22 protein-coding genes and 1 pseudogene are annotated in these 20,767 nt (G+C 41.5%); 7 read left to right on the forward strand and 16 right to left on the reverse strand.

Annotation, left to right across the window (positions count from 1 at the left end):
• Positions 1-607 precede the first annotated feature (607 nt).
• Positions 608-964: a hypothetical protein gene (locus B2Y23_RS11230; protein ID WP_291354340.1), complete on the forward strand. Its 357-nt coding sequence runs from the start codon at positions 608-610 to the stop codon at positions 962-964.
• Positions 965-1,014: 50 nt separating this feature from the next.
• Here B2Y23_RS11230 and bfmS read toward each other — a convergent pair whose 3' ends face one another.
• Both bfmS and bfmR read right to left on the reverse strand, forming a co-directional pair.
• Positions 1,015-2,673: a sensor histidine kinase BfmS gene (bfmS, locus tag B2Y23_RS11235; RefSeq protein ID WP_291354339.1), complete on the reverse strand. Its 1,659-nt coding sequence runs from the start codon at positions 2,671-2,673 to the stop codon at positions 1,015-1,017.
• Between the two features lie 30 nt (positions 2,674-2,703).
• Positions 2,704-3,417, reverse strand: coding sequence for a response regulator transcription factor BfmR (bfmR, locus tag B2Y23_RS11240; RefSeq protein ID WP_086196042.1), 714 nt, complete (start codon positions 3,415-3,417; stop codon positions 2,704-2,706).
• A gap of 609 nt (positions 3,418-4,026) precedes the next feature.
• On the opposite strand from bfmR, the gene B2Y23_RS11245 reads away from it, so the two are divergent.
• The 4 genes from B2Y23_RS11245 to B2Y23_RS11260 all read left to right on the forward strand — a co-directional run bounded on the left by B2Y23_RS11245 (position 4,027) and on the right by B2Y23_RS11260 (position 9,355).
• A complete protein-coding gene (locus B2Y23_RS11245; RefSeq protein ID WP_291370840.1) occupies positions 4,027-6,855 on the forward strand; it encodes a ribonucleoside-diphosphate reductase subunit alpha in 2,829 nt (942 codons plus the stop codon).
• 139 nt (positions 6,856-6,994) lie between these two features.
• Positions 6,995-7,129, forward strand: a complete 135-nt coding sequence (locus B2Y23_RS11250; RefSeq protein ID WP_291354337.1) for a hypothetical protein — start codon at positions 6,995-6,997, stop codon at positions 7,127-7,129.
• 137 nt (positions 7,130-7,266) lie between these two features.
• Positions 7,267-8,550: a ribonucleotide-diphosphate reductase subunit beta gene (locus B2Y23_RS11255; RefSeq protein WP_291370842.1), complete on the forward strand. Its 1,284-nt coding sequence runs from the start codon at positions 7,267-7,269 to the stop codon at positions 8,548-8,550.
• A gap of 193 nt (positions 8,551-8,743) precedes the next feature.
• The gene (locus tag B2Y23_RS11260) at positions 8,744-9,355 is read left to right on the forward strand and encodes a DUF805 domain-containing protein (protein ID WP_291370844.1); all 612 of its coding nucleotides are present in this window, start codon (positions 8,744-8,746) and stop codon (positions 9,353-9,355) included.
• Positions 9,356-9,399: 44 nt separating this feature from the next.
• Here B2Y23_RS11260 and B2Y23_RS11265 read toward each other — a convergent pair whose 3' ends face one another.
• The 8 genes from B2Y23_RS11265 to rutD all read right to left on the reverse strand — a co-directional run bounded on the left by B2Y23_RS11265 (position 9,400) and on the right by rutD (position 16,441).
• Positions 9,400-9,813: a TM2 domain-containing protein gene (locus B2Y23_RS11265; RefSeq protein ID WP_291370846.1), complete on the reverse strand. Its 414-nt coding sequence runs from the start codon at positions 9,811-9,813 to the stop codon at positions 9,400-9,402.
• Positions 9,814-10,049: 236 nt separating this feature from the next.
• On the reverse strand, positions 10,050-10,922 hold the full coding sequence (locus B2Y23_RS11270) for an NAD(P)-dependent oxidoreductase (protein ID WP_291370848.1): 873 nt from the start codon (positions 10,920-10,922) through the stop codon (positions 10,050-10,052).
• A 9-nt stretch (positions 10,923-10,931) separates the two neighbouring features.
• Complete coding sequence (gene rutG, locus B2Y23_RS11275) at positions 10,932-12,287, reverse strand: pyrimidine utilization transport protein G (RefSeq protein ID WP_291370850.1); 1,356 nt, start codon at positions 12,285-12,287, stop codon at positions 10,932-10,934.
• 32 nt (positions 12,288-12,319) lie between these two features.
• Entirely contained in the window at positions 12,320-12,829 is a 510-nt protein-coding gene (gene rutF, locus B2Y23_RS11280; protein WP_312159151.1) for an NADH-dependent FMN reductase RutF, read from the reverse strand.
• A gap of 172 nt (positions 12,830-13,001) precedes the next feature.
• The gene (gene rutC / locus B2Y23_RS11285; RefSeq protein ID WP_291354330.1) at positions 13,002-13,382 is read right to left on the reverse strand and encodes a pyrimidine utilization protein C; all 381 of its coding nucleotides are present in this window, start codon (positions 13,380-13,382) and stop codon (positions 13,002-13,004) included.
• A 20-nt stretch (positions 13,383-13,402) separates the two neighbouring features.
• A complete protein-coding gene (gene rutB, locus B2Y23_RS11290; RefSeq protein WP_291370852.1) occupies positions 13,403-14,164 on the reverse strand; it encodes a pyrimidine utilization protein B in 762 nt (253 codons plus the stop codon).
• A complete protein-coding gene (gene rutA, locus B2Y23_RS11295) occupies positions 14,161-15,276 on the reverse strand; it encodes a pyrimidine utilization protein A (protein ID WP_291370854.1) in 1,116 nt (371 codons plus the stop codon). The genes rutB and rutA overlap by 4 nt, the downstream gene beginning before the upstream one ends.
• Before the next feature lie 343 nt (positions 15,277-15,619).
• Positions 15,620-16,441 carry a pyrimidine utilization protein D gene (gene rutD, locus B2Y23_RS11300; protein ID WP_291354327.1) on the reverse strand — a complete coding sequence of 274 codons (822 nt, stop codon included), beginning with the start codon at positions 16,439-16,441 and terminating at the stop codon, positions 15,620-15,622.
• Between the two features lie 416 nt (positions 16,442-16,857).
• Between rutD and B2Y23_RS11305 the strand changes: the two genes are divergently transcribed.
• Together B2Y23_RS11305 and B2Y23_RS11310 are read left to right on the forward strand one after the other, a co-directional pair.
• Positions 16,858-17,061 carry a hypothetical protein gene (locus tag B2Y23_RS11305; RefSeq protein ID WP_291370857.1) on the forward strand — a complete coding sequence of 68 codons (204 nt, stop codon included), beginning with the start codon at positions 16,858-16,860 and terminating at the stop codon, positions 17,059-17,061.
• Entirely contained in the window at positions 17,061-17,459 is a 399-nt protein-coding gene (locus B2Y23_RS11310; protein ID WP_291370858.1) for a hypothetical protein, read from the forward strand. Before B2Y23_RS11305 ends, B2Y23_RS11310 begins: the two co-directional genes overlap by 1 nt.
• A 37-nt stretch (positions 17,460-17,496) precedes the next feature.
• Here the strand turns inward: B2Y23_RS11310 and lysM are convergent, their stop codons facing one another.
• The 6 genes and pseudogenes from lysM to B2Y23_RS11340 form a co-directional block, all read right to left on the reverse strand.
• Positions 17,497-17,979, reverse strand: a complete 483-nt coding sequence (lysM, locus tag B2Y23_RS11315; protein ID WP_291370860.1) for a peptidoglycan-binding protein LysM — start codon at positions 17,977-17,979, stop codon at positions 17,497-17,499.
• Positions 17,980-18,165: 186 nt separating this feature from the next.
• Positions 18,166-18,402: an acyl carrier protein gene (gene acpP, locus B2Y23_RS11320; protein WP_004651013.1), complete on the reverse strand. Its 237-nt coding sequence runs from the start codon at positions 18,400-18,402 to the stop codon at positions 18,166-18,168.
• Positions 18,403-18,488: 86 nt separating this feature from the next.
• Entirely contained in the window at positions 18,489-19,223 is a 735-nt protein-coding gene (fabG, locus tag B2Y23_RS11325; protein ID WP_291370862.1) for a 3-oxoacyl-ACP reductase FabG, read from the reverse strand.
• Entirely contained in the window at positions 19,220-20,206 is a 987-nt protein-coding gene (gene fabD / locus B2Y23_RS11330; RefSeq protein ID WP_291370864.1) for an ACP S-malonyltransferase, read from the reverse strand. The genes fabG and fabD overlap by 4 nt, the downstream gene beginning before the upstream one ends.
• Positions 20,207-20,411: 205 nt before the next feature.
• The gene (gene rpmF / locus B2Y23_RS11335; protein WP_004279227.1) at positions 20,412-20,594 is read right to left on the reverse strand and encodes a 50S ribosomal protein L32; all 183 of its coding nucleotides are present in this window, start codon (positions 20,592-20,594) and stop codon (positions 20,412-20,414) included.
• Between the two features lie 77 nt (positions 20,595-20,671).
• Positions 20,672-20,767 (reverse strand): annotated as a pseudogene (locus B2Y23_RS11340) (hypothetical protein); the annotation flags it as partial.

Genomic DNA, 20,767 nt, shown 5'->3' on the forward strand with positions numbered 1-20,767 from the left:
TTAACAAAGAATGTATGTATTGGCCTTCAAATACACCAAACACAAAATTAATCCCGCCAATTGTACCTGATTTATGATTTCACTTGCTAGCTTATAAGCCTTAGTCTTTTGGATGATTTTTTATTCAAAGGAGTTTTTTTTCAAAGCCTCAGCCCCTTTATTTCTGTTGCAATCGTTTTATTAAATCAAAAAAAGAAAATTAATTATTTTTTTCAAATTTATAAACTCTACGCACCTTTTGAGCAGAAAAAACTTCCATAGAGTCACTTTGATTCATCCTGAAACTTTGTACATTTGAGCTTATTGCTCAGACTACGGCCAAACCCATAAATGGCTATAGGGTTTAATGTGGAAATTATTCTGGTTTTCTGTTTTTATATTTTTCAACATTCTTGTGCTTACTTGTGCAATTCTGACTTAAAGCCAAGACACTTTTGCATATGACTCACTTAAAACAGCTTACCTCTACATAAGAGCACAAACCTGACTTTTTGCTCTTATATTTTGTGTATTTTTTTGCAACTTGAATGCGTCTATAGATGCGCTTGCTGCTCTATTTATGCTATTCCTATGTATATCGCAAAAACAAAGAATAAGGAGCAAACACATGAGTTTAGATTATACCCACGAATCAGAATATTTCTTTTTTGCCCAACTGCTCGTGCGTCATGTGGAACGATATATCGAGAAACACCCCGATGCACGTGACGCTATTTTTGACCTGCGCGATATCTATGATCTTTTCCGTCAGGACTTTGCTTCTGCAACCACGAATCTAGAGGCAATTTTAAATATTGTGGATGAATATAAAGTTGAAACATTAAATGGGGACCAGAAATTAATTAGTCATTATGCAATTGATGCTAAAAACAATTCTTTGCTGCTAGATTTTAATGCAGATGCACTCGACAACTTAAAACAGGGGAAAAAGCTGATTGAACCCGATGCAACCAGCCATGAGTAAATCATAAAAAAAGCACTGAATACGGTGCTTTTTTATTTCAAACGTTATATTTAAGATTCCATACCATCTTTTAAAATACTGGTTTTCTTTTTGCTTTTATTGAAGCTTTGCACAGGCCATGACATGGTAAAACGCGCCCCGCCTAATACTGGACTCTGATCGACTTCAATGGTTCCACCAAACCAGTAAGCAATCCGGCTGACAATCGACAACCCCAAGCCATAGCCTCCTGAAGCACGGGTACGACTGTCATCCAAACGGGCAAAGGCCTCAAAGATGCGCTGCCGTTCTTCTTCTGGCACACCGGCACCATCATCTTCAACTCGAACATAGGCCAAGCCTTTTTCATTAATCCCGCCACTGACAATTACTTTATTGTCACAGTAGCGAACGGCGTTGCCGACCAAATTTTGTACCACACGGTGCAAGTAACGACGTTCGGCCTCCACAATTACATTAATAGGGGGCGCTTTCAGTTCAATTTCTTTTTGAGTTTTCAGTGCTGCAGTTTCAATCACGACCTGATCCAACACTTCAAACAAAACAATTTCTTCAAAATCCAGAGAAGGTGTACCCTGCTCCAGTTTTGCATAGGTCATGATTTCATCAATCAGGGTATTGAGTGCTTCAATATCCTTATCAATCTGTTCTACCTGCTGTAAGCGATATTCATAGTCATCTTCTTCAGCCAACATTTCCATACCAAAACGGATACGCGCCACCGGTGTCCGAAGTTCATGCGAAACCGCACGCATCAGCTCGCGCTGTGCTTCAATTAGACGTTGGATATGATCCGACATACTGTTGTAATTGGTTGCCAGACTGGCCATTTCATCAGTACCATCGACCGGCAAACGCAAGGTCATGTCACCGGATTTCATCCGGTGCAAGGCATAATTAACTTCGCGCAAACGACGCTGCATCGGCACCAGCAACCCATACACCCCAAGGCTTAATACAAACAAGCTCAGCAAGGTAATCCCGGCAGCCAACTGGAAAGGCATCCAGTTAAATAAAGGCACAGGACCTAGTACCAACACCTCTGAAGGGGAACTCGGCATAGGTGAAACAATCGAAATAGTTGTACCCCGAACCGAAGCGTTGTCACGGTACAGAATAATACTGTGATCCAAGCGAAGTCGGCCAATCTGTTCAGAATCAAGCGGAAGCTTTTGAACTTTTTCAATGGCAATGGGATAAGAGAAATTCGATTGAATTTTGGCGAGATATTCTTTTTCTTGCCCAGGGTAATAGACCAGATAATCCAGAATAAAAATAGGCAACGCTTTCATTTGGCGTTCGCCTATTTTATTCACTTTTACATACAGCAAATGCTGGGGATCATCTTTCAAGCCAATGATGATATAAGCAATGGAATTTTCCGCATCATAACGGACTGCGGCTTTACGCTCTTCAATCCGTTTTTTTTCGGCACGGGACAAATCCACCTTAGCCGCATCAACATAATAAATTGGCAATTCAAGCAAATCCGAAGCATCAGAAATCCAGTCTTTTTTCTGCTGCTCGTTCGGCTGCCGTGCAATCCCCTCGCTAATGATATAAGAAATACCATCGGTTAAAGATTCACGATATTCCTGCGCACGTTGGTAATTGATAATTTGAACCAACAGATAGCCAAATAAGGCCACCAAGGCAACCAAAATGACCAGCCCTGCGTAGATGCGCAGAAATATGCTGTGTTTAAACACTCAGTAATCCTATAAAATTAGCGGCAGAGCTTAAAGACCTGTTTCTTTAACAAACAAATAGCCTTTACTGCGCACTGTTTTAATACGTTTTGGATTTTCAGGATCATCGCCAATTTTTGGACGGATACGTGAAATACGCACATCAATTGAACGATCCTGGCCATCATACTCAATACCGCGCAGACGCTCAAAAATATCTTCACGGGAAAGAATGCGACCCGCATTCGAAGCCAATAACCATAACAGGTCATATTCAGCGCTGGTAAAATCGACCAGCTCGCCATTCAAGGTCACTGAACGACCACCATTATCAATCACCAGATCATCAAATTCTATACGTTGAGCCACTTCATCTTCAGGGGCTTTGTCAGTACGGCGCAATAAGGCACGAATACGGGCAAGCAATACACGAGGTTGAACCGGTTTGGCTACGTAGTCATCTGCGCCCATTTCCAGTCCTAAAACCTGATCCATGTCTTCAGTACGCGCCGTTAACATTAAAATCGGTTGATGATAATGTGGACGTACTTCACGACAAATGGTTAAACCATCTGCACCTGGCAACATCACATCAAGTACCACCAAATCTGGTTGTTCAGCAATAATACGACGGATTGCGCGATTACCGTCAGGTTCTACCCCAACCTCCAATCCATTACGGATAAGGTATTCTTGAGTCAAACGTGCAAGACGTTCATCATCTTCAACAATTAAAATTTTAGGTAACTTTTCTTCTTGGCTCATAAACTGCCCCTTTATATTGGAGTAAGGTATCCTTATTTGATTAAGGTATCCTTAAAAATCCACTGGATACGCTTTAATATATTCAGCAATATACACACGTTTACATTGTAAACAAGATGGCGTTCACCAAACTGATACATCAAAGTAGCATTTTGTTATATTTTTTTTAACCATTGAATTCATTGGAATTTTCACATTACCATGATTTTAAGATAATTTTTAGAAATAAATAGTTACAAAATGCATATTTTTTAAACCGCTCGTCTGTTTGCACAGTTTCTGACTAGTTAGATCACTTCTTTTAAGTTATCCACAATGTTATCTATAAGCACATTTTTTTAGCTTTGCTATGCTATGCCCTTGTCTGATAAGGCTTCTACAAGAAACATAAAAAAAGGGATGTTTTTGCAAAGGATCATTGCAGAGTTCAATCAAAAATTTTAAAGAAATGTCAATATTGATCTACCCTCAATTTTCCCGTATCTTGTGCTTATTCCGATTTTAAACCACTAGTTCTTGTGTTTAATCATCAAATACTGAGATGAGATTTCGTCCAGTTCAAATGGTCCACACATATAAAACAATAGATGACAATGGAGCTATGCCACAATGAGCGTAATCACTTCAACTCCTGGTCAACTTCAGGTGATTAAACGCACCGGTGATGTTGCCACTTTTGATGCAGAAAAAATTTCTGTAGCAATAGGTAAAGCTTTTTTGGCGGTAGAAGGCCAGCAAAGTGCTGACTCTAGCCGTATTCATGATCGTATCGAGCAGCTGACCGAGATGGTAATGAACACGTTTAACCGTCGCTTACCGTCAGGCGGCACCATTCACATTGAAGAAATTCAAGACCAGGTTGAACTTGCGCTCATGCGTACAGGTGAACAAAAAGTAGCTCGTGCGTATGTCATCTACCGCGAACAACGTTCTGAAGCACGTAAGCAGACTGGCGCTCATCATCATCCTACCTTGCAAGTGATTGGTGCAAATGGCCAGTTTAAACCGCTTGACCTTAGTGCTTTAGAAGCGCATGTGGCAAAAGCAGCTGAAGGCTTGGAAGGTATTGACGTTAAAGCCATTGTCGATGAAACCGTAAAAAATCTTTATAACGGCGTAAAAGAGTCTGACATCTCTACAACAATGATGATGGCGACGCGTACCCGTATTGAGCAAGAACCTAACTATACCTATGTGACTGCACGTTTACTTCGTGACAATTTGGTTGCTACAGGTCTTGAGTTCTTAGGCCTTTCTACAGAGACCAATGAAGGCGATGCACTTGAAACTTTCTTGAAGAAAGGGATCGAGCTTGAGCTGCTTTCTCCAGAATTACTTAACTTTGACCTGGCAAAATTGGCTGCAGCGATTCAACCGGAACGCTCTAACCAGTTTACTTACCTGGGTCTACAAACTTTATTTGACCGTTACTTCATCCATTCAGATGGCGTACGTTTTGAACTTCCGCAATTGTTCTTTATGCGTGTTTCAATGGGTCTATCGCTCAACGAAGAAAACCGTGAAGACCGTGCAATCGAGTTCTATAACTTATTGTCTAGCTTTGATTACATGGCGTCGACGCCTACCCTGTTTAACTCAGGTACGCTTCGTCCACAGTTATCTAGCTGCTACTTGACCACAATTGATGATGACCTGTTTGATATTTATGGCGCAATGCGTGATAACGCAATGCTGTCTAAATGGGCAGGCGGTTTAGGTAATGACTGGACTCCAGTTCGTGCCTTGAACTCGTACATCAAAGGCACAAACGGTAAGTCGCAAGGTGTTGTTCCATTCCTTAAAGTGGCAAACGATACCGCTGTTGCGGTAAACCAAGGTGGTAAGCGTAAAGGTGCAGTATGTGCATACCTTGAAACCTGGCATCTTGACATCGAAGAATTCCTGGAACTGCGTAAGAACACCGGTGATGACCGTCGTCGTACCCATGACATGAACACTGCGAACTGGGTTCCAGACCTGTTCATGCAACGTGTATTTGAAGATGCTGAATGGACTCTGTTCACTCCTTCTGAAACACCAGATCTTCATGATTTGACCGGTGCAGAGTTTGCTGAGCGTTATGCGCACTACGAAGCAATCGCGAAAGAAACAGACATGCTGCATAAGAAAGTCCGTGCGAAAGACTTATGGCGCAAAATGTTGTCTATGTTGTTTGAAACTGGTCACCCGTGGATCACATTCAAAGACGTATGTAACTTGCGTTCACCACAACAACATGTTGGTGTAGTGCATTCATCTAACTTGTGTACAGAAATTACACTAAACACAAGTAAAGACGAAATTGCGGTATGTAACTTAGGTTCGATTAACCTGGTACAACACGTTCAAGGCGGTGTGTTAGATCGCGAAAAACTGGCACGTACTGTAAAAACTGCAGTTCGTATGCTGGATAACGTGATTGACATCAACTACTACGCTGTTCCACAAGCGAAGAACTCGAACCTGAAACACCGTCCAGTCGGTATGGGTATCATGGGCTTCCAGGATGCACTGTATGAAATGAAACTGGCTTACGGTTCTGATGAAGCTGTAGATTTCGCTGACGAATCTATGGAAGTGATTTCTTACTACGCGATTCAAACCTCTAGCGATCTTGCAATTGAACGTGGTACTTACGAAACATTTAAAGGATCACTTTGGGATCAAGGTATCTTGCCGATCGATTCTTTAGATATCGTTGCGAAATCACGTCCAGAACGTATGTTTGAAGTAGACCGTACACAACGTCTGGATTGGGACACTTTACGTGCCAAAGTTCAAAAAGACGGTATGCGTAACTCGAACGTGATGGCGATTGCTCCAACTGCAACCATTTCGAACATCTGCGGTGTTTCTCAGTCGATCGAACCAACATTCCAAAACCTGTATGTGAAATCTAACCTTTCTGGTGAATTCACAGTGATCAACCCGTACCTGGTACGTGCGTTAAAAGATCGTGGTCTTTGGGATTCAGTGATGGTGAACGACCTGAAACATTTTGAAGGTTCAGTTCAGAAAATTTCACGTATTCCTGAAGAATTGAAAGCCATCTTCGCGACTGCGTTTGAAGTTGAGCCACGCTGGATTGTGGATGCTGCATCACGCCGTCAAAAATGGATCGACCAAGCACAGTCATTGAACCTTTACATCTCTGGTGCAAACGGTAAGAAACTTGACCTGACATACAAAATGGCATGGTTACGTGGTCTTAAGACGACTTATTACCTCCGTGCATTGGGTGCAACTTCTGCAGAGAAATCGACGATTAACACAGGTGCATTGAACGCAGTTAAACCTGCAACTGTTGCAGCTCCTGTAACTGCTGCGGTAGCGCCTGAAGTAAAAGCTGAAGCGCCTGCTGAGGAAGATTTTGCTCAAGCCGCTCCAGTGCCAATGGCATGTTCAATTGACAACCCTGATTGTGAGGCTTGTCAGTAATCTGACAGTTTTTAAATCCTCTCCAGCCCTCCTTTAATAAAGGAGGGAGATTCCTCGAAGCAAATGGCGAGATGCAAGTCCCCCTTTGAAAAAGGGGGATTTAGGGGGATTAAAAAAATATAAATAAAGGAAACCCGCCATGCTCCATATGACCCATAACTATATGTTAGGACTTATTGCCTTGATGGTTTCCTTTATTGTTTGCTTTTATGTGCCGATCACCTATGCATGGTTCAAGATCCGCGCGCAGCAACGTAATCAAAATAAGTCGTGAGAATAGGTGCTCTACCGAATAACTTTAGAGCAGTAATCGACAAAACTTAATTTTGCTTACACAGAATAAGCGTATAGTAGACATCTTCGTTTGTGAGATGTCTGATAACAGATATAAGCATCGAAGAGAGAATTGATATGTCTATCCTAAGTTGGGACGATTTCGAAGATGATTCGCAAAAACCGGCTGCACCTGAACACAAGTCTGCGCCCGTCGAAACGCAAAAAGCGTCTAATTCACAGATGGTATCTGATGCACACAACGCACCGTCGAATGTGGCAGCTGCACAACCCCTTAGAGCCACTCAAAACCGAGGATCAAATCCAACCGATTCATTGGCAAGAGCATCTGCTTCCCTAGAACAGCTTGATGTTGCTCCAGGTCTGGAAGAACTTGAAATGGGCGCACAACGTGTTCAAGTTGACGACAAGGCAATGATTAACTGTCGTGCAGACTTGAACCAGCTTGTTCCATTCAAATACGAATGGGCTTGGCAGAAGTATCTAGACGGGTGTGCTAACCACTGGATGCCGCAAGAAGTCAACATGAACCACGACATCGCGCTTTGGAAGTCTGAAAATGGCTTGACCGAAGATGAGCGTACCATTGTCATGCGTTCGCTTGGTTTCTTCTCGACAGCCGATTCATTGGTTGCAAACAACCTGGTACTGGCGATTTACCGTCACATTACCAATCCTGAATGCCGTCAGTACATCTTGCGTCAAGCATTTGAAGAAGCGATTCATACACACGCTTACCAGTACTGTATCGAATCTTTGGGTATGGACGAAGGCGAAGTCTTCAACATGTACCGCGAAGTACCTTCAGTGGCGCGTAAAGCGGCTTGGGGCTTGAAATACACGCAACAATTGAGTGATCCAACATTCAAAACCGGCACACCTGAAAACGACCAGATTTTGCTTCGCAACCTGATCGCGTTCTACTGTGTCCTTGAAGGTATCTTCTTCTACTGTGGTTTCAGCCAGATTCTGTCTATGGGCCGCCGTAACAAGATGAATGGTGTTGCTGAGCAATTCCAGTACATCCTGCGTGATGAGTCAATGCACCTGAACTTCGGTATCGATATGATCAACCAGATCAAGATTGAAAACCCGAATCTTTGGACTACAGAATTCCAGGAAGAAATCATTCAAATGATTCTGGAAGGTACCATGCTGGAAATCGAATACGCACGTGACACTATGCCACGCGGTGTACTTGGCATGAATGCTGGGATGATGGAAGAATACTTGAAGTTCATCGCAAACCGTCGTTTAGCGCAACTTGGCTTGCCTGAACAGTTCGCTGGTGTGAATAACCCATTCCAGTGGATGTCAGAAATGATGGACTTGCGTAAAGAGAAGAACTTCTTTGAAACTCGCGTAACAGACTACCAAACTGGTGGTGCGTTAAGCTGGTAATTGAAAGATTCAAAAAATCCCGCGTCTGTCGCGGGATTTTTTTATCAAAAGATAAAATTAATATAAAAAACAATAGTAATACAGCAACTTAAGGACAAATAATCAGTTTAATTTTTAAACTGTTCTGTTATTATGAAAGTGAATAACAACACTAATTTTATAACTTAATACCCATAAAATCACAGAGGCTAAAATGAAAGGAAGTATTTTGGATTTTTCCATCCAAACCAATACAGGCATTATCAGTGCGGACGACCAGAACCGCTACAATTTCACGGGTGCAGAATGGCGTGGACAACGTCCACCTGCACGTGGCGATCGGGTAGATTTTGATATCGATAGTACAACAGGTAACGCAATTCAAATCTTTACAGCATTAGGTCACAGCAATCCGGTGCAAAATATTTCCAATCAATTAGACAAACTTTCTGATCAGAATAAAGCTGAAGAACAATTTAATATGATTGACTGGTTTGTCAAATGTCTCAAGAATTATGCGACTTTTACAGGACGTGCACGTCGTAAAGAATACTGGTTCTTTGCCTTGGTTCAATTTATTATTTTAGTTATTGCTCAAATCATTGATACCATCCTCGGTACTGAATTTGTCTTTTATGCAATTGTGGTCTTGGCACTCTTTATTCCAAGCCTTGCAGTAGCAGTTCGACGCTTACATGATACAGGTCGTTCAGGTTGGTGGTTCTTAATTGCACTTATTCCTCTAATTGGTACTATTTTATTAATTGTTTGGCTGGCAACAGAAACTAAGCAAGAAACGAATAAATGGGGTCAACCTGCCAAATAAATCAGATAAAAAAAGGGCGATATCGCCCTTTTTACAACCAAAATTTAGCCATATTTTCGGGCGAATTCTTCGTCTGAGGTACACAAATAAATAATAAATTCGATGAAAGCGACCAAGGTAGGAATAAAAGTCCAGCAGAAAATCAGATAAACAATGCCCCAGCCAATTTGCCCCAAATAAAATTTATGAACCCCGAAGCCGCCAAGAAAAAAAGCCAAAATTGCTGCAATAATTCTGTTTTTCTCGCCCACTTGAGTAGGAAATACTGAAGCTGAACTCAGTACATAAATATCATTGGCCTGACCCGTTCCATCCACGGTAAAATCAACTTTCTGACCGCGTGTAGGTGGAACTTGCCCACGCCAGCTTGCACCAGAAAACTGATAACGGTTTTGATCATCACCACTGATTACGCCAGAATTGCTCTGAATAGAAAAATCCAATATCTGCCCTTTCATACATCCCCTTATTTTTATTTATATTCACTTTTAAATTATAGGTTAATTGTACACATTTAAAACAGGTATCGATAGGCAGCTTATTCGGAGAATATCTTCCTAGTAAGTACAATTAATCTTTGTTCTGGCATTGTATAAAACAGACCAGTTAAATAACCGAATGCCCAAAGCACTTCAAATAAAAAACCCGGACTTTTAATCCGGGTTTTTAATGAATGATTTAAGCGTCGCTATAATTATTGCAACTCGATTTGATTGATTTTTTCCAAACTTTGCACAGCAGCAGAAAAATCCAGTTGACTCGCCTCATCTTTTTCAAAGTGGGTAAATTGCTCCTGAATCAGGTACATACTTGGAAGCTGCAATGACTCTTGCTGGATCAAATCTACTGCAATGCCAATATCTTTTTGCAACAAATCCAGCGCAAAGGTTTTATCAAAACTTCGACTGAGGACCCGCTGCGCCATAATATTTTCAGACATGCTGCTTTTACCACTGGAATGATTAATACAGTTCAAAGCTGCTGACAAATTCACGCCTTTTGATTTCAATACCGTTAGACCTTCTGCCAAAGCCCATAAATGGGTGGCCATCAAGGTATTGTTAATTGCTTTTACCGCGAAGCCAGAACCGCTTTCGCCGACATATTCAATGAGACCTGAAAATGCAGCAATGATCGGTTTAGCTTTATCAAAAGCATCCGCATCGCCACCAATCATTACGGTTAAAGTACCTTTTTCAGCGCCGATGGTTTGACCTGAAACCGGTGCATCCAGATATTCGACCCCTATTTTTTTTAAAGCTCGACTTAACTGTTGTGCGGATTGTGGAACACCACTGGTGCAATCAATCCAGATACTGCCTGACTTGGGTGGATATGCGGCAATCAATTGCTCTACATCCGCACTGGTCGGTAAACATGAAAATATATAATCAGCTTGGACTGCTTTTTCGATATCGACAGATTGCGTTTGAAAGCTAATCGAATGATGAACTGCTTTGGAGGGGGTTCTATTCCAGACCCAAACTTCATGTCCAAGTTTAGGAAGATGGGAGGCCATATACCATCCCATTGCCCCGAGTCCAATAAATGCAATTGTCTGACTCAAAATATCCTCCTAAGGGTTAACTACAGGGGTAGCCGAGGTTTCTGTATTTTCACTGCTGGAACTGGTTTTTTCTTCACCACGATTTAAAAACAGATTCAGTACAATCGCTGCTAAAGTTGCGGTTCCAATACCACCTAAATCGAAAATCCCAATTTTTAAACTGAAGTTCCCTGCGCCCATAATCAGGCTGACCGCAGCAATAATTAACGTGCTGTTTTTGGTGAAATCGACTTTGTTATCAATCCAGATTTTTGCACCAGCTACGGTAATCAAACCAAATACCATGATCGATGCACCGCCCAATAATGCCACTGGAATGGTACTAATCACGGCACCAAATTTAGGTGACAAACCCAGTAAAATGGCAAACAGACCTGCCACCACAAAAATTGTCGTTGAATAGACTTTAGTGACGGCCATAACGCCAATATTTTCAGCATACGTGGTCATACCTGTACCACCAACCGATGCAGACATTGAAGTACATATACCGTCTGCAAAGAATGCACGCCCCATATATGGATCAAGATTTTTGCCTGTCATGCCCGAAACTGCTTTAAAGTGGCCCAAGTTTTCTGCAACCAAAATCAGCGCAACTGGTGCAATCAATAAAATGGCATTGGCATTAAACACAGGACTATGCAAAGTCGGTAAGCCAAGCCAGGCAGCTTCAGAAACAGCAGTGAAATTAATCGGTGTGCCGAAACCCATGACATTGGTCATCAGGAAATAAATAAAATAGGCAGCCACAATACCGATTAAAAGTAATAAACGGCGCACCATGCCACGGGTAAATACGGCCACGACACTAATACAGATAATGGTGACCACTGCCATCCAGGTATCGAATGAACTTGCAGAGACACTTTTAATGGTCACGGGTGCAAGATTCAAACCAATGATCATCACAATGGCACCTGTGACAATCGGTGGCATCAGTTTTTCAATCCAGCTGGTCCCGGTTTTCATGACAATCAGACCAATACCCGCATAAATCAGACCACAGACAATGGTTCCGCCCAGCGCCAAGGCAATATTTGGGTTAGATCCTGCACCGGCATAACCGGTTGCTGCAGCAACTGCACCAATAAAAGCAAAGCTCGATCCCAGATAACTCGGCATGCGGCCGCCGGTAATCAGGAAAAATAAAATGGTTCCGATCCCGGTAATTAAAATGGTTAAGTTCGGATCAAAACCCATCAACAAAGGTGCAAGCACCGTTGCCCCAAACATGGCAAAAGCGTGTTGCAAGCCTAAAACTATACTTTTCCCCGCAGGTAAATATTCATCTACCTGTACTGGTGTTGTATCTAGATTGCCTTGGTAAGGCTTAAATTTCGGAAACCACGATTCTTTTTTTTGCATGGGTTTCCCCTCCCCTTAATTAGGATAATGGATTAATTCATGGGTTGCGGCTCACAATAAGCACGGTTGAAATACATCAATGCATTCTTGCCTTCATTTTGTTTCATGGCTTTGACCTGACAAATCAGTACATCGTGACTGCCGACCGACATGCTTTGCACTATTTCACAATCAAACGACACCAATGCATCTTCCAATACAGGCGCTTGTGTGATCAGTGTTGACCATTTTCCACGCAAGAATCGTTCCGACATTGGCGTTTTCCCACCAAAAACATTTGATAATTCAGTGTGATGTGCAGCAAGAGTATTTACACATAGTACCTGGTTGCATTTAAAGGTTTCAAATACAGACGCCGAACGGTTTAAACACACCAATAAGGTTGGCGGCGAATCAGTGACACTACACACAGCGGAAGCGGTAAAACCGGCCTGCCCCGCTGCACCATCTGTGGTAATTACATTGACGGCTGCACCTAAATTGGACATCCCTTGTCTAAAAGTAGACGAAGCAATTTGTGTATGTGCGTCATCAGCAGTCATTTGAAAATTTTGTGCATGCTGTAGTAAATCTTTTGCAGACTGAACTGCCATGATTTTGCTGTTCATCATCACCTCCATCACTGAAATTCGACTCTTGATCATTCAAACTGAATTTCAGCTTTGTCCTTTATTGATCTCTGGTTAGATCTGTTTTCTTAAAAATTTTCATCATTTAAACATGGGCAATAGATGCAATTTCAACTAAAGCATCCGGTTTCACCAAGCCAGTTTGTACGCAATAGCGTGCCGGTTTATCGCCCGGGAAATATTCGGCATAGACAGTATTGATGGCAGCATAATCCGCCCAGTCTTTGACAAAGACATGATTAAAGGTCACGTCATCCATGCTGCCGCCTGCCGTTTCAAGCACTTTTTTAATGGTTTCCAAAATGTGACGGGTTTGTGCAGCAGCATCGCCGACATGCACGACATTGTTATTTTCATCAAAAGCCAAAGTACCTGACACGTAAACAATATTGTCCGCTTTGGTTGCCGGCACGTACGGTGCCAATGGTTTTCCTGTACCTGCGGGTAAAATAATTTCTTTAGGCATGTGTTTTCCCCTTTAGCGACTTAAGCTGATTTTTCTAAGATGTGTGATTTGGATTGAAAGGTTTCGACGAAATTTTGCGTATCGGATACCCAGCCAAAGAAGGTTTTGATGTTATACAGACTGGCTGCATGTGCTTCCACCGGCCCAGCCTGATAACAGGCATCGTCCAGTGCTACGCCAAAATACTCCAGGAAAAAGCCATCTCTTAAAGTCGACTCGACACAGACATTGGTGGCAATCCCCACAAACACCAGATTCCGAATACCTTTGCTACGTAACATGCTGTCCAGCGCCGTATTAAAGAAACCGCTATAACGTGGTTTTTCAATCACGATGTCTTGCGCCAAGGGTTTGAGTTCATCAATCAGTTCAAAGTCCCAGCCGCCTTTAGCGAGTAATTTTCCCTGTAATTCAGGGTTTTTACGCATGGTTTTTAAGGCATTGGATTTATGAAAATTGGGAGAATTCACTCCACCCGCTTCTACATACTGATCATCCCAGCCATTTTTAAAATAAATCACTTGAATATTTGATGCATGCGCTGCATCAACTGCTTTTTTGGTGTTCTCCACCACCGGCTTGGTTTTTGAAACATCAAAACCTGCCAAGTCTAAATAGCCGCCTTTGGAGGTATAGGCATTCTGCATGTCAATCACAATTAATGCGGTTTGCTCGGGCGCTAGCTGAATTGCTTCAGGTTCAGCCTTTAGAACTTTTCCAGTACCTGCGGCTTGGGTAAATCCGGTACAGACCACATTTTCCAAGGATTCATTTGTATTCATGCTGATTTCTCCAACGTTGGGATTTGAGTCGCATCAGCTTCAATGACAATATGCTCACGACATTTCATTAACGGTTGAATTTTTTGACCGAAATCCTCTACGCCTTGAATAAAATCATCAAAGGTTAAAAGAATGCCTTCGGTTCCGTCGATTTCACCAATTTCATCCAGCATTTTTGCAACGTTTTCAAAAGAGCCGACAATGGTTCCCATGTTGATATTGACTGGAGATACACTAGACGCCATTTGACGAATATTGGTATCAGCACCGGATTTGGTATCTTTACCACCTTGGTTCATAAGCCAGTTAATCGCTTCGACATCTGCCCCATCGTTGTAGCTTTGCCATTTTGCAAAAGCTTCTTCATCAGTTTCTGCGGCAATCACCATAAACAGCACATAGGTTTGTACATCGCGTCCGGTTTTGTCTGTATGTGCCTTTAAGCGGTCATTGATGTCTGCATAAGCGGTTGGTGTATTTAAACCTTTACCAAAAACAAAGTTATAGTCTGCATATTTGGCCGAGAATTCCAGTCCGGTATCGGATTGTCCTGCGCAGATGATTTTCATGTCTGCTTGCGGTAACGGACTGACCCGGCAATCCTCCATTTGAAAATGCTCACCTTTAAAGTCCGATTTTCCGGTTGCCCAAAGTTCACGTAAAATTTCGACATATTCAGACAAATAGTCATAACGTTTTGCGAAGTATTCATCGCCTGGCCACATACCCATCTGTTTATATTCTGGTGCTTGCCAGCCAGTCACCACATTCAGACCGAAACGTCCATTTGAAATGGAATCACTGGTCGATGCCATACGGGCTACAATCGCAGGCGGCATCACCAAAGTTGCCGCAGTAGCATAAATTTTAATTTTGCTGGTCACCGCAGCAAGGCCTGCCATTAAGGTAAATGTTTCGAGGTTATGATCCCAAAATTCGGTTTTCCCACCAAAGCCGCGCAGCTTGATCATCGAAAGTGCAAAGTCAAATCCATAATGTTCTGCACGCTGTACAATTTGCTTGTTCATTTCAAAACTTGGTTTATATTGCGGTGCATTTTTGTCTTTTGTCCAGCCATTATTTCCGATTGGACAAAAGACGCCTATTTTCATTTCTCATACCTCTTTTTTTACCATCTGGTTATCAATATGCTTTAAGCAACTGTCTTGGGTTTGTTATAATTAATATTTAGCATATTCTGTGCCAAATATTTTTAATTATTATTTATCAAATATTTATAATTTATTTATTTTATCAAATAGTAAAATAAACTTTTAAAACAGTGCACCGTTATAGGAATGACAGCTCCAAAAAAATGCATTCTTTGATAAAAAACCATACATTCATTATTTAGCAATACTGGAATTTTTGAGCTAAAAATCAATAAAAAAACCGCGATTTTAGGAATCACGGTTGAATAAAAAATTTACCGGTTATTGCTATAAATAAGCCTGCTTAATTCGACAGTGAAGTTACTTTTAAAAAATGATGTTGAAAAAATTGCAGCATGGTTTTATTAAGCAATTCAGGCTCTGTGACTGTGGATGCATGTGCACCTGAGGCCAAAATACTGAGTTGCCCATGACCAAGTCGTTGCTTTAAATCACCCGACTTATGTACAGGAACCAAAAAATCATCCTGATTGGCAATAAAATGCAGTTGGCTATGCTCTAAAACCTGCCTATGCTGATCATTGATTTTAAATTGCTGTGCTGCCTGAATTCGCTTGAGCACATTTTCTGAAGGTGGAAAATCTTCAAGCTGAAGATTTTCTAAAGTTGTTAAATGTTGATGATGTGTTGAAGTCCATGCCGGTGGATATAAAAATAACCCCTGTGCTCGGACATAAGCTTCAGCACCTGCTGACTTTAATAAATGAATCCGGGCTTCAAAACATTTTTGGGTATGTGGATCGAGTTTATCCCACGAATTAATACAGGTCAGGCTGAGTAGTTTCAATTCCGATGCGTTTATAGCTAGCGCCAGTTCCGCACCAATAAACCCGCCAATTGCATGTCCAATAAAATGAAAAGACTGGATTTTTTCCCGTTTTAGAATGCCCAGCAACTGTGCTGCCATATCGGTAATTGTATAGTGATCTGGCAAAATGGAGGAATCGGCATGACAACCTTCCTGATCATAAGTTAAAACATGAAAATATGGGATGAATGCTTCAATTTGAGCTTTCCAGTAACTGGCATGCCCGCCCAGACCGGATGATAAAATTATAAAATCTGCTGCTGAATTTTCTGTACAAGGATGAATTTGATAGCTCATTTTTTACCGTTCATTCAAATAATTTGAATAACAACCAGCAAAATTTGTGCCTGAAAAATTTCATTAATTTGGTCTGTATAGCGATATAACCCATCAAGTTCATATTGCCCTTAAATATAGAAATCCAAATATCATAGAAAACATTCAAAAGTAGCTAGTTAATCAATCAACAACAGCATTTACCTTCCTATTCAAATCTACAACAAAATAGATAAATCCTTGTAAACTCAAAAACTTAAAATAAAGTGTTAAAAGAAAACAGGATACTAAAAAAGCATTAAAAAAATTAAATAGCATTAATTATCAGAAGTAAATTCATAATCCTGTTAGGCAATATCTGTACCAGCATGGAACAGCCATTGCAATAAAAATAGCCTTCACGCCCTATTTATACTTTTCTTGAAAGGTGATGATTCATGGACATAGCAACTGAATATCCACTATTTCAATGTCATTATCTGCCCCGTTATTTTATCGGGTTAATCTTTATTCCTGCCATATTGATTGTTTTAGCACAGCACTCAGTTAGTCCTTTTGCTCTGGTTCAGGATTTGAGCAGTCTGATGCAGTATTTATTGCATCAATCCATGTCGGGCTGGTTCATGGTCCTGTTCTCCTGATGCTGGCATTGATGGCAATGAATATGAAATTGGTAGTGACCAGCCAAACCATCTCTATTCAAAGTTTTGGAATAAAGCTCAAGAAACTGGTGCAACGCAATAAGCTGTTAAGGACTCAGCTTTACTCTTCCCACATATTAAAATATCGCGCCCTTAACTCATCTGGAGTACAACTCTCTAGCCAAGAGCAACAGTGGAAAACGAGTAGTATCGGCTTTATTTTAAAACCTGAGTTTCGCAAGCAATACAAAATGGCACATATTGACCTGAATATGTTCAACAAAGAGAATCGCAGAAAATTGATTCAGATTCTGGTGCAACACTATTATTTGGACCCTAAAAAATTTTTAGATAAGAAACAACTTGCCCGGCTTAAACTACAACACAAATTACGATAAAAAAGGCGCTCAAAGCGCCTTTTTCATAGTGTCAAACTTAAGTCGGAATACGCAATACTTGACCAGGAAAAATATCATCCGCATCTTTTAATAATGGACGGTTAGCCTCAAATATTTTGTTATATTGATTGACATCGCCATAATATTCTTTTGAAATCTTGGACAGGGTATCGCCCGATTTAACCGTATAGAATTTACTTGCAGGTTCTGGCGTTGCAACAGTCATCTGATCATCCACTTTCGCGACATGATCTACATTTCCGACGGCTAATACAATTTTTTCGCGGTCTGCCTGGCTTTGTACTTGTCCTTTAATGGTCGCCAGATCGCTATTTCCGTTATAACTGACAGATAGCCCTTTTACAGGCAAGCCTAACGCTTTGATATGTCCCAGAAGCTTGTTTGCGATTTCTTGTGCAGAAGGTTCTGCTGGAGTGGTAGGTGTGGCCGGAGCTGGCTGTGGTTCTGCTGGTGCTGTATTTTTTTTACCAATACCTTTTACAAAATCAAAAAGACCCATTGTACTTCTCCATCATTATTATTCATGCGATTTGAAACGGCATCCTTTTTTATACATAAAATTTATTCATAGGAAGGTTGTCTTTGGTCAAGCAACAGTAAAGATATGTAATTGTCATTTTGGTGAGTCAATAAAAAAGCCACCTAAAAGGTGGCTTCTTCATATTCAGCAGAGCTGAAACAACAATTAACCTAGTTTCTTAGAAACATAGTCAATAGCTGATTGAACAGTTGTGATTTCGTTAGAATCTTCATCAGGGATAGTGATGTCAAAATCATTTTCGAAAGACATAACAAGCTCAACTAAGTCCAAAGAGTCAGCACCTAAGTCATCCATGAAAGATGCTTCGTTTTTAATCTCTTCAGCTTTAAGACCAAGTTGTTCTGCAACCGCTTGTTTGATACGTAGTTCGATATCGCTCACAGGAATTCTCCTCATTGCTTGTGGCGTTTTTAATGCCGTTAGTTTAATTGAATATATAATTTTTGCAAAGTTTATACATCAGCCAATTAGCTCATGTATAAACCACCATTTACATGTAAAACAGTACCAGTGATATAACTCGCTTTTTCGCTCGCTAAAAAACTCACGGCATGTGCGATATCTTGCGGATCACCTAAACGGTTCAATGCCACTTGATCACTCATTTTCTTGCGAATGTCTTCGCTTAATTGTTCAGTCATTTCTGTCGCAATAAAGCCGGGCGCCACAGCATTCACAGTAATTTGACGGCTGCCCATTTCTTTTGCAAGGCTGCGACCAAACGCCTCAATCCCTGCTTTGGCAGCAGAATAGTTGGCTTGGCCCGGGTTTGCAAAGTGTGCCACGACAGAACTGATGTTAATAATGCGGCCGAAACGTGCTTTGGTCATGCCTTTTAAAACACGTTTAGACAGGCGGTATACGGCTTTCAAATGAATATTGAGAATGTCATCCCAGTCATCTTCAGACATACGAAGTAACAAATTATCTTTGGTAATGCCAGCATTATTGACTAATACAAGAACAGGACCATATTTTTGTTCAATATCTGTAACTAATGCATCAATAGCAGTCGCTTCACGCACATCTAGCACTGCACCAGCACCATTTTCCGCAAAACTTGCAGATAATTTTTCTGCCCCTGCTTCGCTGGTTGCTGTACCTACGACAAAATAACCGTCTTGAATCAATTGCTGAGCGATGGCTGCACCAATCCCTCTGCTCGCGCCTGTCACTAATGCGACTTTGCGTTCCTGTGTCATGCAATTTTTCCTTCAGCCACTAAAATGGCGTTAAGTGCATCTTCCATACGACTCTTGCTGTCGAGTGGGAATGCTTTTTCGATATTTGGTAAACGCTTCGCAAGGTTAGCCAGTACATTGCCCGGACCACATTCAACCACATACTGCACTCCTTGATCTTGAAGGAACTGCATGGTCTTGGTCCATTGCACAGATTGATACAATTGTGCCGTCAATGCCTGACGTAATCCTGCTACATCTGTCGCGATTTCCGCGTTGACATTTTGTATTACAGGAAGGCCAGGTAGCTCAATGGCAGTTTGTTCCAAAGCTTGTGCAAATTTGTCAGCAGCCGGTTTCATCAGTGAACAATGCGATGGAACAGAAACCGGTAATGCAATGGCTTTACCTGATTGTTCTTTTGCAGCAGCCATTACCGCTTCTACTGCTGCTTTATCACCGGCAATGACCACTTGGCCTTGTGCATTGAAATTGGCTGCTTCTACGCTGCCTTGACCGGCAGTACTGGCTTGCGCGCAAAGCTCAATCACTTGAGCATCATCAAACCCTAAAATAGCCGCCATTGCACCCTGACCTTGAGGAACAGCGTCTTGCATCAATTTACCGCGTAAATTTACCAGTTTTACCGCATCACCCAAGCTCATTGACCCAGCAGCAACCAGTGCGCTGTATTCACCGAGTGAGTGTCCTGCAAGATATTTTGGCGCTACCCCACCCAACTCCAACCACACACGCCAAAGCGCAATACTTGCGGTGAGCAATACCGGCTGGGTAAATTCAGTCTGATTCAAACCTTCGCCGCTTTGTGCGATCTGCCATAGGTCAAAACCTACAGCTGCCGATGCTTCTGCAAAAGTTTCTGTCACGCTACTAAACTGTTCAGCCAAATCTGCGAGCATACCGACTTTTTGTGAGCCCTGACCCGGAAATACAAATGCTGTTTTTGTTGCCTGAGCGACTTGCTCGAGTTGTTTAGCAGACATAAAAAAATCCTTTAATGAAGTGCTGTTGTTATTCAACAACCGGTTAAATAACCAACAGACACTTATGTAAGCTTATTTACGGAACGGAATTTAACACTTAATTTTTGTTTTGGTAATTGCCAAATACAACAAAAAGAAGCCATAAAAAAAGGGAGCTTAACGCTCCCATTTTTTCTACTAAGCTTGACGCTTAATACATCATCAATTATTCAGCAGATGCTTTAGCGAATAATTGGCGACCACGGTAGATACCATCTTTAGATACGTGGTGACGACGGTGAGTCTCGCCAGTAGCTTGGTCTACAGTTAATGCATTCTCGGTTAAAGCGTCATGTGAACGGCGCATGTCACGGCGAGAGCGACTTTTACGGTTTTGCTGAACGGCCATGATGGCTCCTTACAAAGATCGAAAAAATGGATCAGAACAAATTCAGTTGTCTTATACTTAACAGTATAACACAAAAATTAGTTAAGTTTACCCTTCAAACTTGCCAAAACATCAAACGGGTTGTCCCGTTTTTCTTCGACAATGTCATCAGTGGCAGGTTGATGCTTATGCTC

It is taken from the genome of Acinetobacter sp. UBA5934, from assembly GCF_002430855.1.
Taxonomy (GTDB): domain Bacteria; phylum Pseudomonadota; class Gammaproteobacteria; order Pseudomonadales; family Moraxellaceae; genus Acinetobacter.

Bases quoted from the DNA above. Each gene is read 5' to 3' on its own strand.
- B2Y23_RS11230 (WP_291354340.1), top strand. From the start codon at position 608: ATGAGTTTAGATTATACCCACGAATCAGAATATTTCTTTTTTGCCCAA.
- bfmR (WP_086196042.1), bottom strand. From the start codon at position 3,417: ATGAGCCAAGAAGAAAAGTTACCTAAAATTTTAATTGTTGAAGATGAT.
- B2Y23_RS11245 (WP_291370840.1), top strand. From the start codon at position 4,027: ATGAGCGTAATCACTTCAACTCCTGGTCAACTTCAGGTGATTAAACGC.
- B2Y23_RS11250 (WP_291354337.1), top strand. From the start codon at position 6,995: ATGCTCCATATGACCCATAACTATATGTTAGGACTTATTGCCTTGATG.
- B2Y23_RS11255 (WP_291370842.1), top strand. From the start codon at position 7,267: ATGTCTATCCTAAGTTGGGACGATTTCGAAGATGATTCGCAAAAACCG.
- B2Y23_RS11260 (WP_291370844.1), top strand. From the start codon at position 8,744: ATGAAAGGAAGTATTTTGGATTTTTCCATCCAAACCAATACAGGCATT.
- B2Y23_RS11265 (WP_291370846.1), bottom strand. From the start codon at position 9,813: ATGAAAGGGCAGATATTGGATTTTTCTATTCAGAGCAATTCTGGCGTA.
- rutG (WP_291370850.1), bottom strand. From the start codon at position 12,287: ATGCAAAAAAAAGAATCGTGGTTTCCGAAATTTAAGCCTTACCAAGGC.
- rutF (WP_312159151.1), bottom strand. From the start codon at position 12,829: ATGACTGCTGATGACGCACATACACAAATTGCTTCGTCTACTTTTAGA.
- rutC (WP_291354330.1), bottom strand. From the start codon at position 13,382: ATGCCTAAAGAAATTATTTTACCCGCAGGTACAGGAAAACCATTGGCA.
- rutB (WP_291370852.1), bottom strand. From the start codon at position 14,164: ATGAATACAAATGAATCCTTGGAAAATGTGGTCTGTACCGGATTTACC.
- rutA (WP_291370854.1), bottom strand. From the start codon at position 15,276: ATGAAAATAGGCGTCTTTTGTCCAATCGGAAATAATGGCTGGACAAAA.
- rutD (WP_291354327.1), bottom strand. From the start codon at position 16,441: ATGAGCTATCAAATTCATCCTTGTACAGAAAATTCAGCAGCAGATTTT.
- B2Y23_RS11305 (WP_291370857.1), top strand. From the start codon at position 16,858: ATGGACATAGCAACTGAATATCCACTATTTCAATGTCATTATCTGCCC.
- B2Y23_RS11310 (WP_291370858.1), top strand. From the start codon at position 17,061: ATGCTGGCATTGATGGCAATGAATATGAAATTGGTAGTGACCAGCCAA.
- lysM (WP_291370860.1), bottom strand. From the start codon at position 17,979: ATGGGTCTTTTTGATTTTGTAAAAGGTATTGGTAAAAAAAATACAGCA.
- fabG (WP_291370862.1), bottom strand. From the start codon at position 19,223: ATGACACAGGAACGCAAAGTCGCATTAGTGACAGGCGCGAGCAGAGGG.
- fabD (WP_291370864.1), bottom strand. From the start codon at position 20,206: ATGTCTGCTAAACAACTCGAGCAAGTCGCTCAGGCAACAAAAACAGCA.
- rpmF (WP_004279227.1), bottom strand. From the start codon at position 20,594: ATGGCCGTTCAGCAAAACCGTAAAAGTCGCTCTCGCCGTGACATGCGC.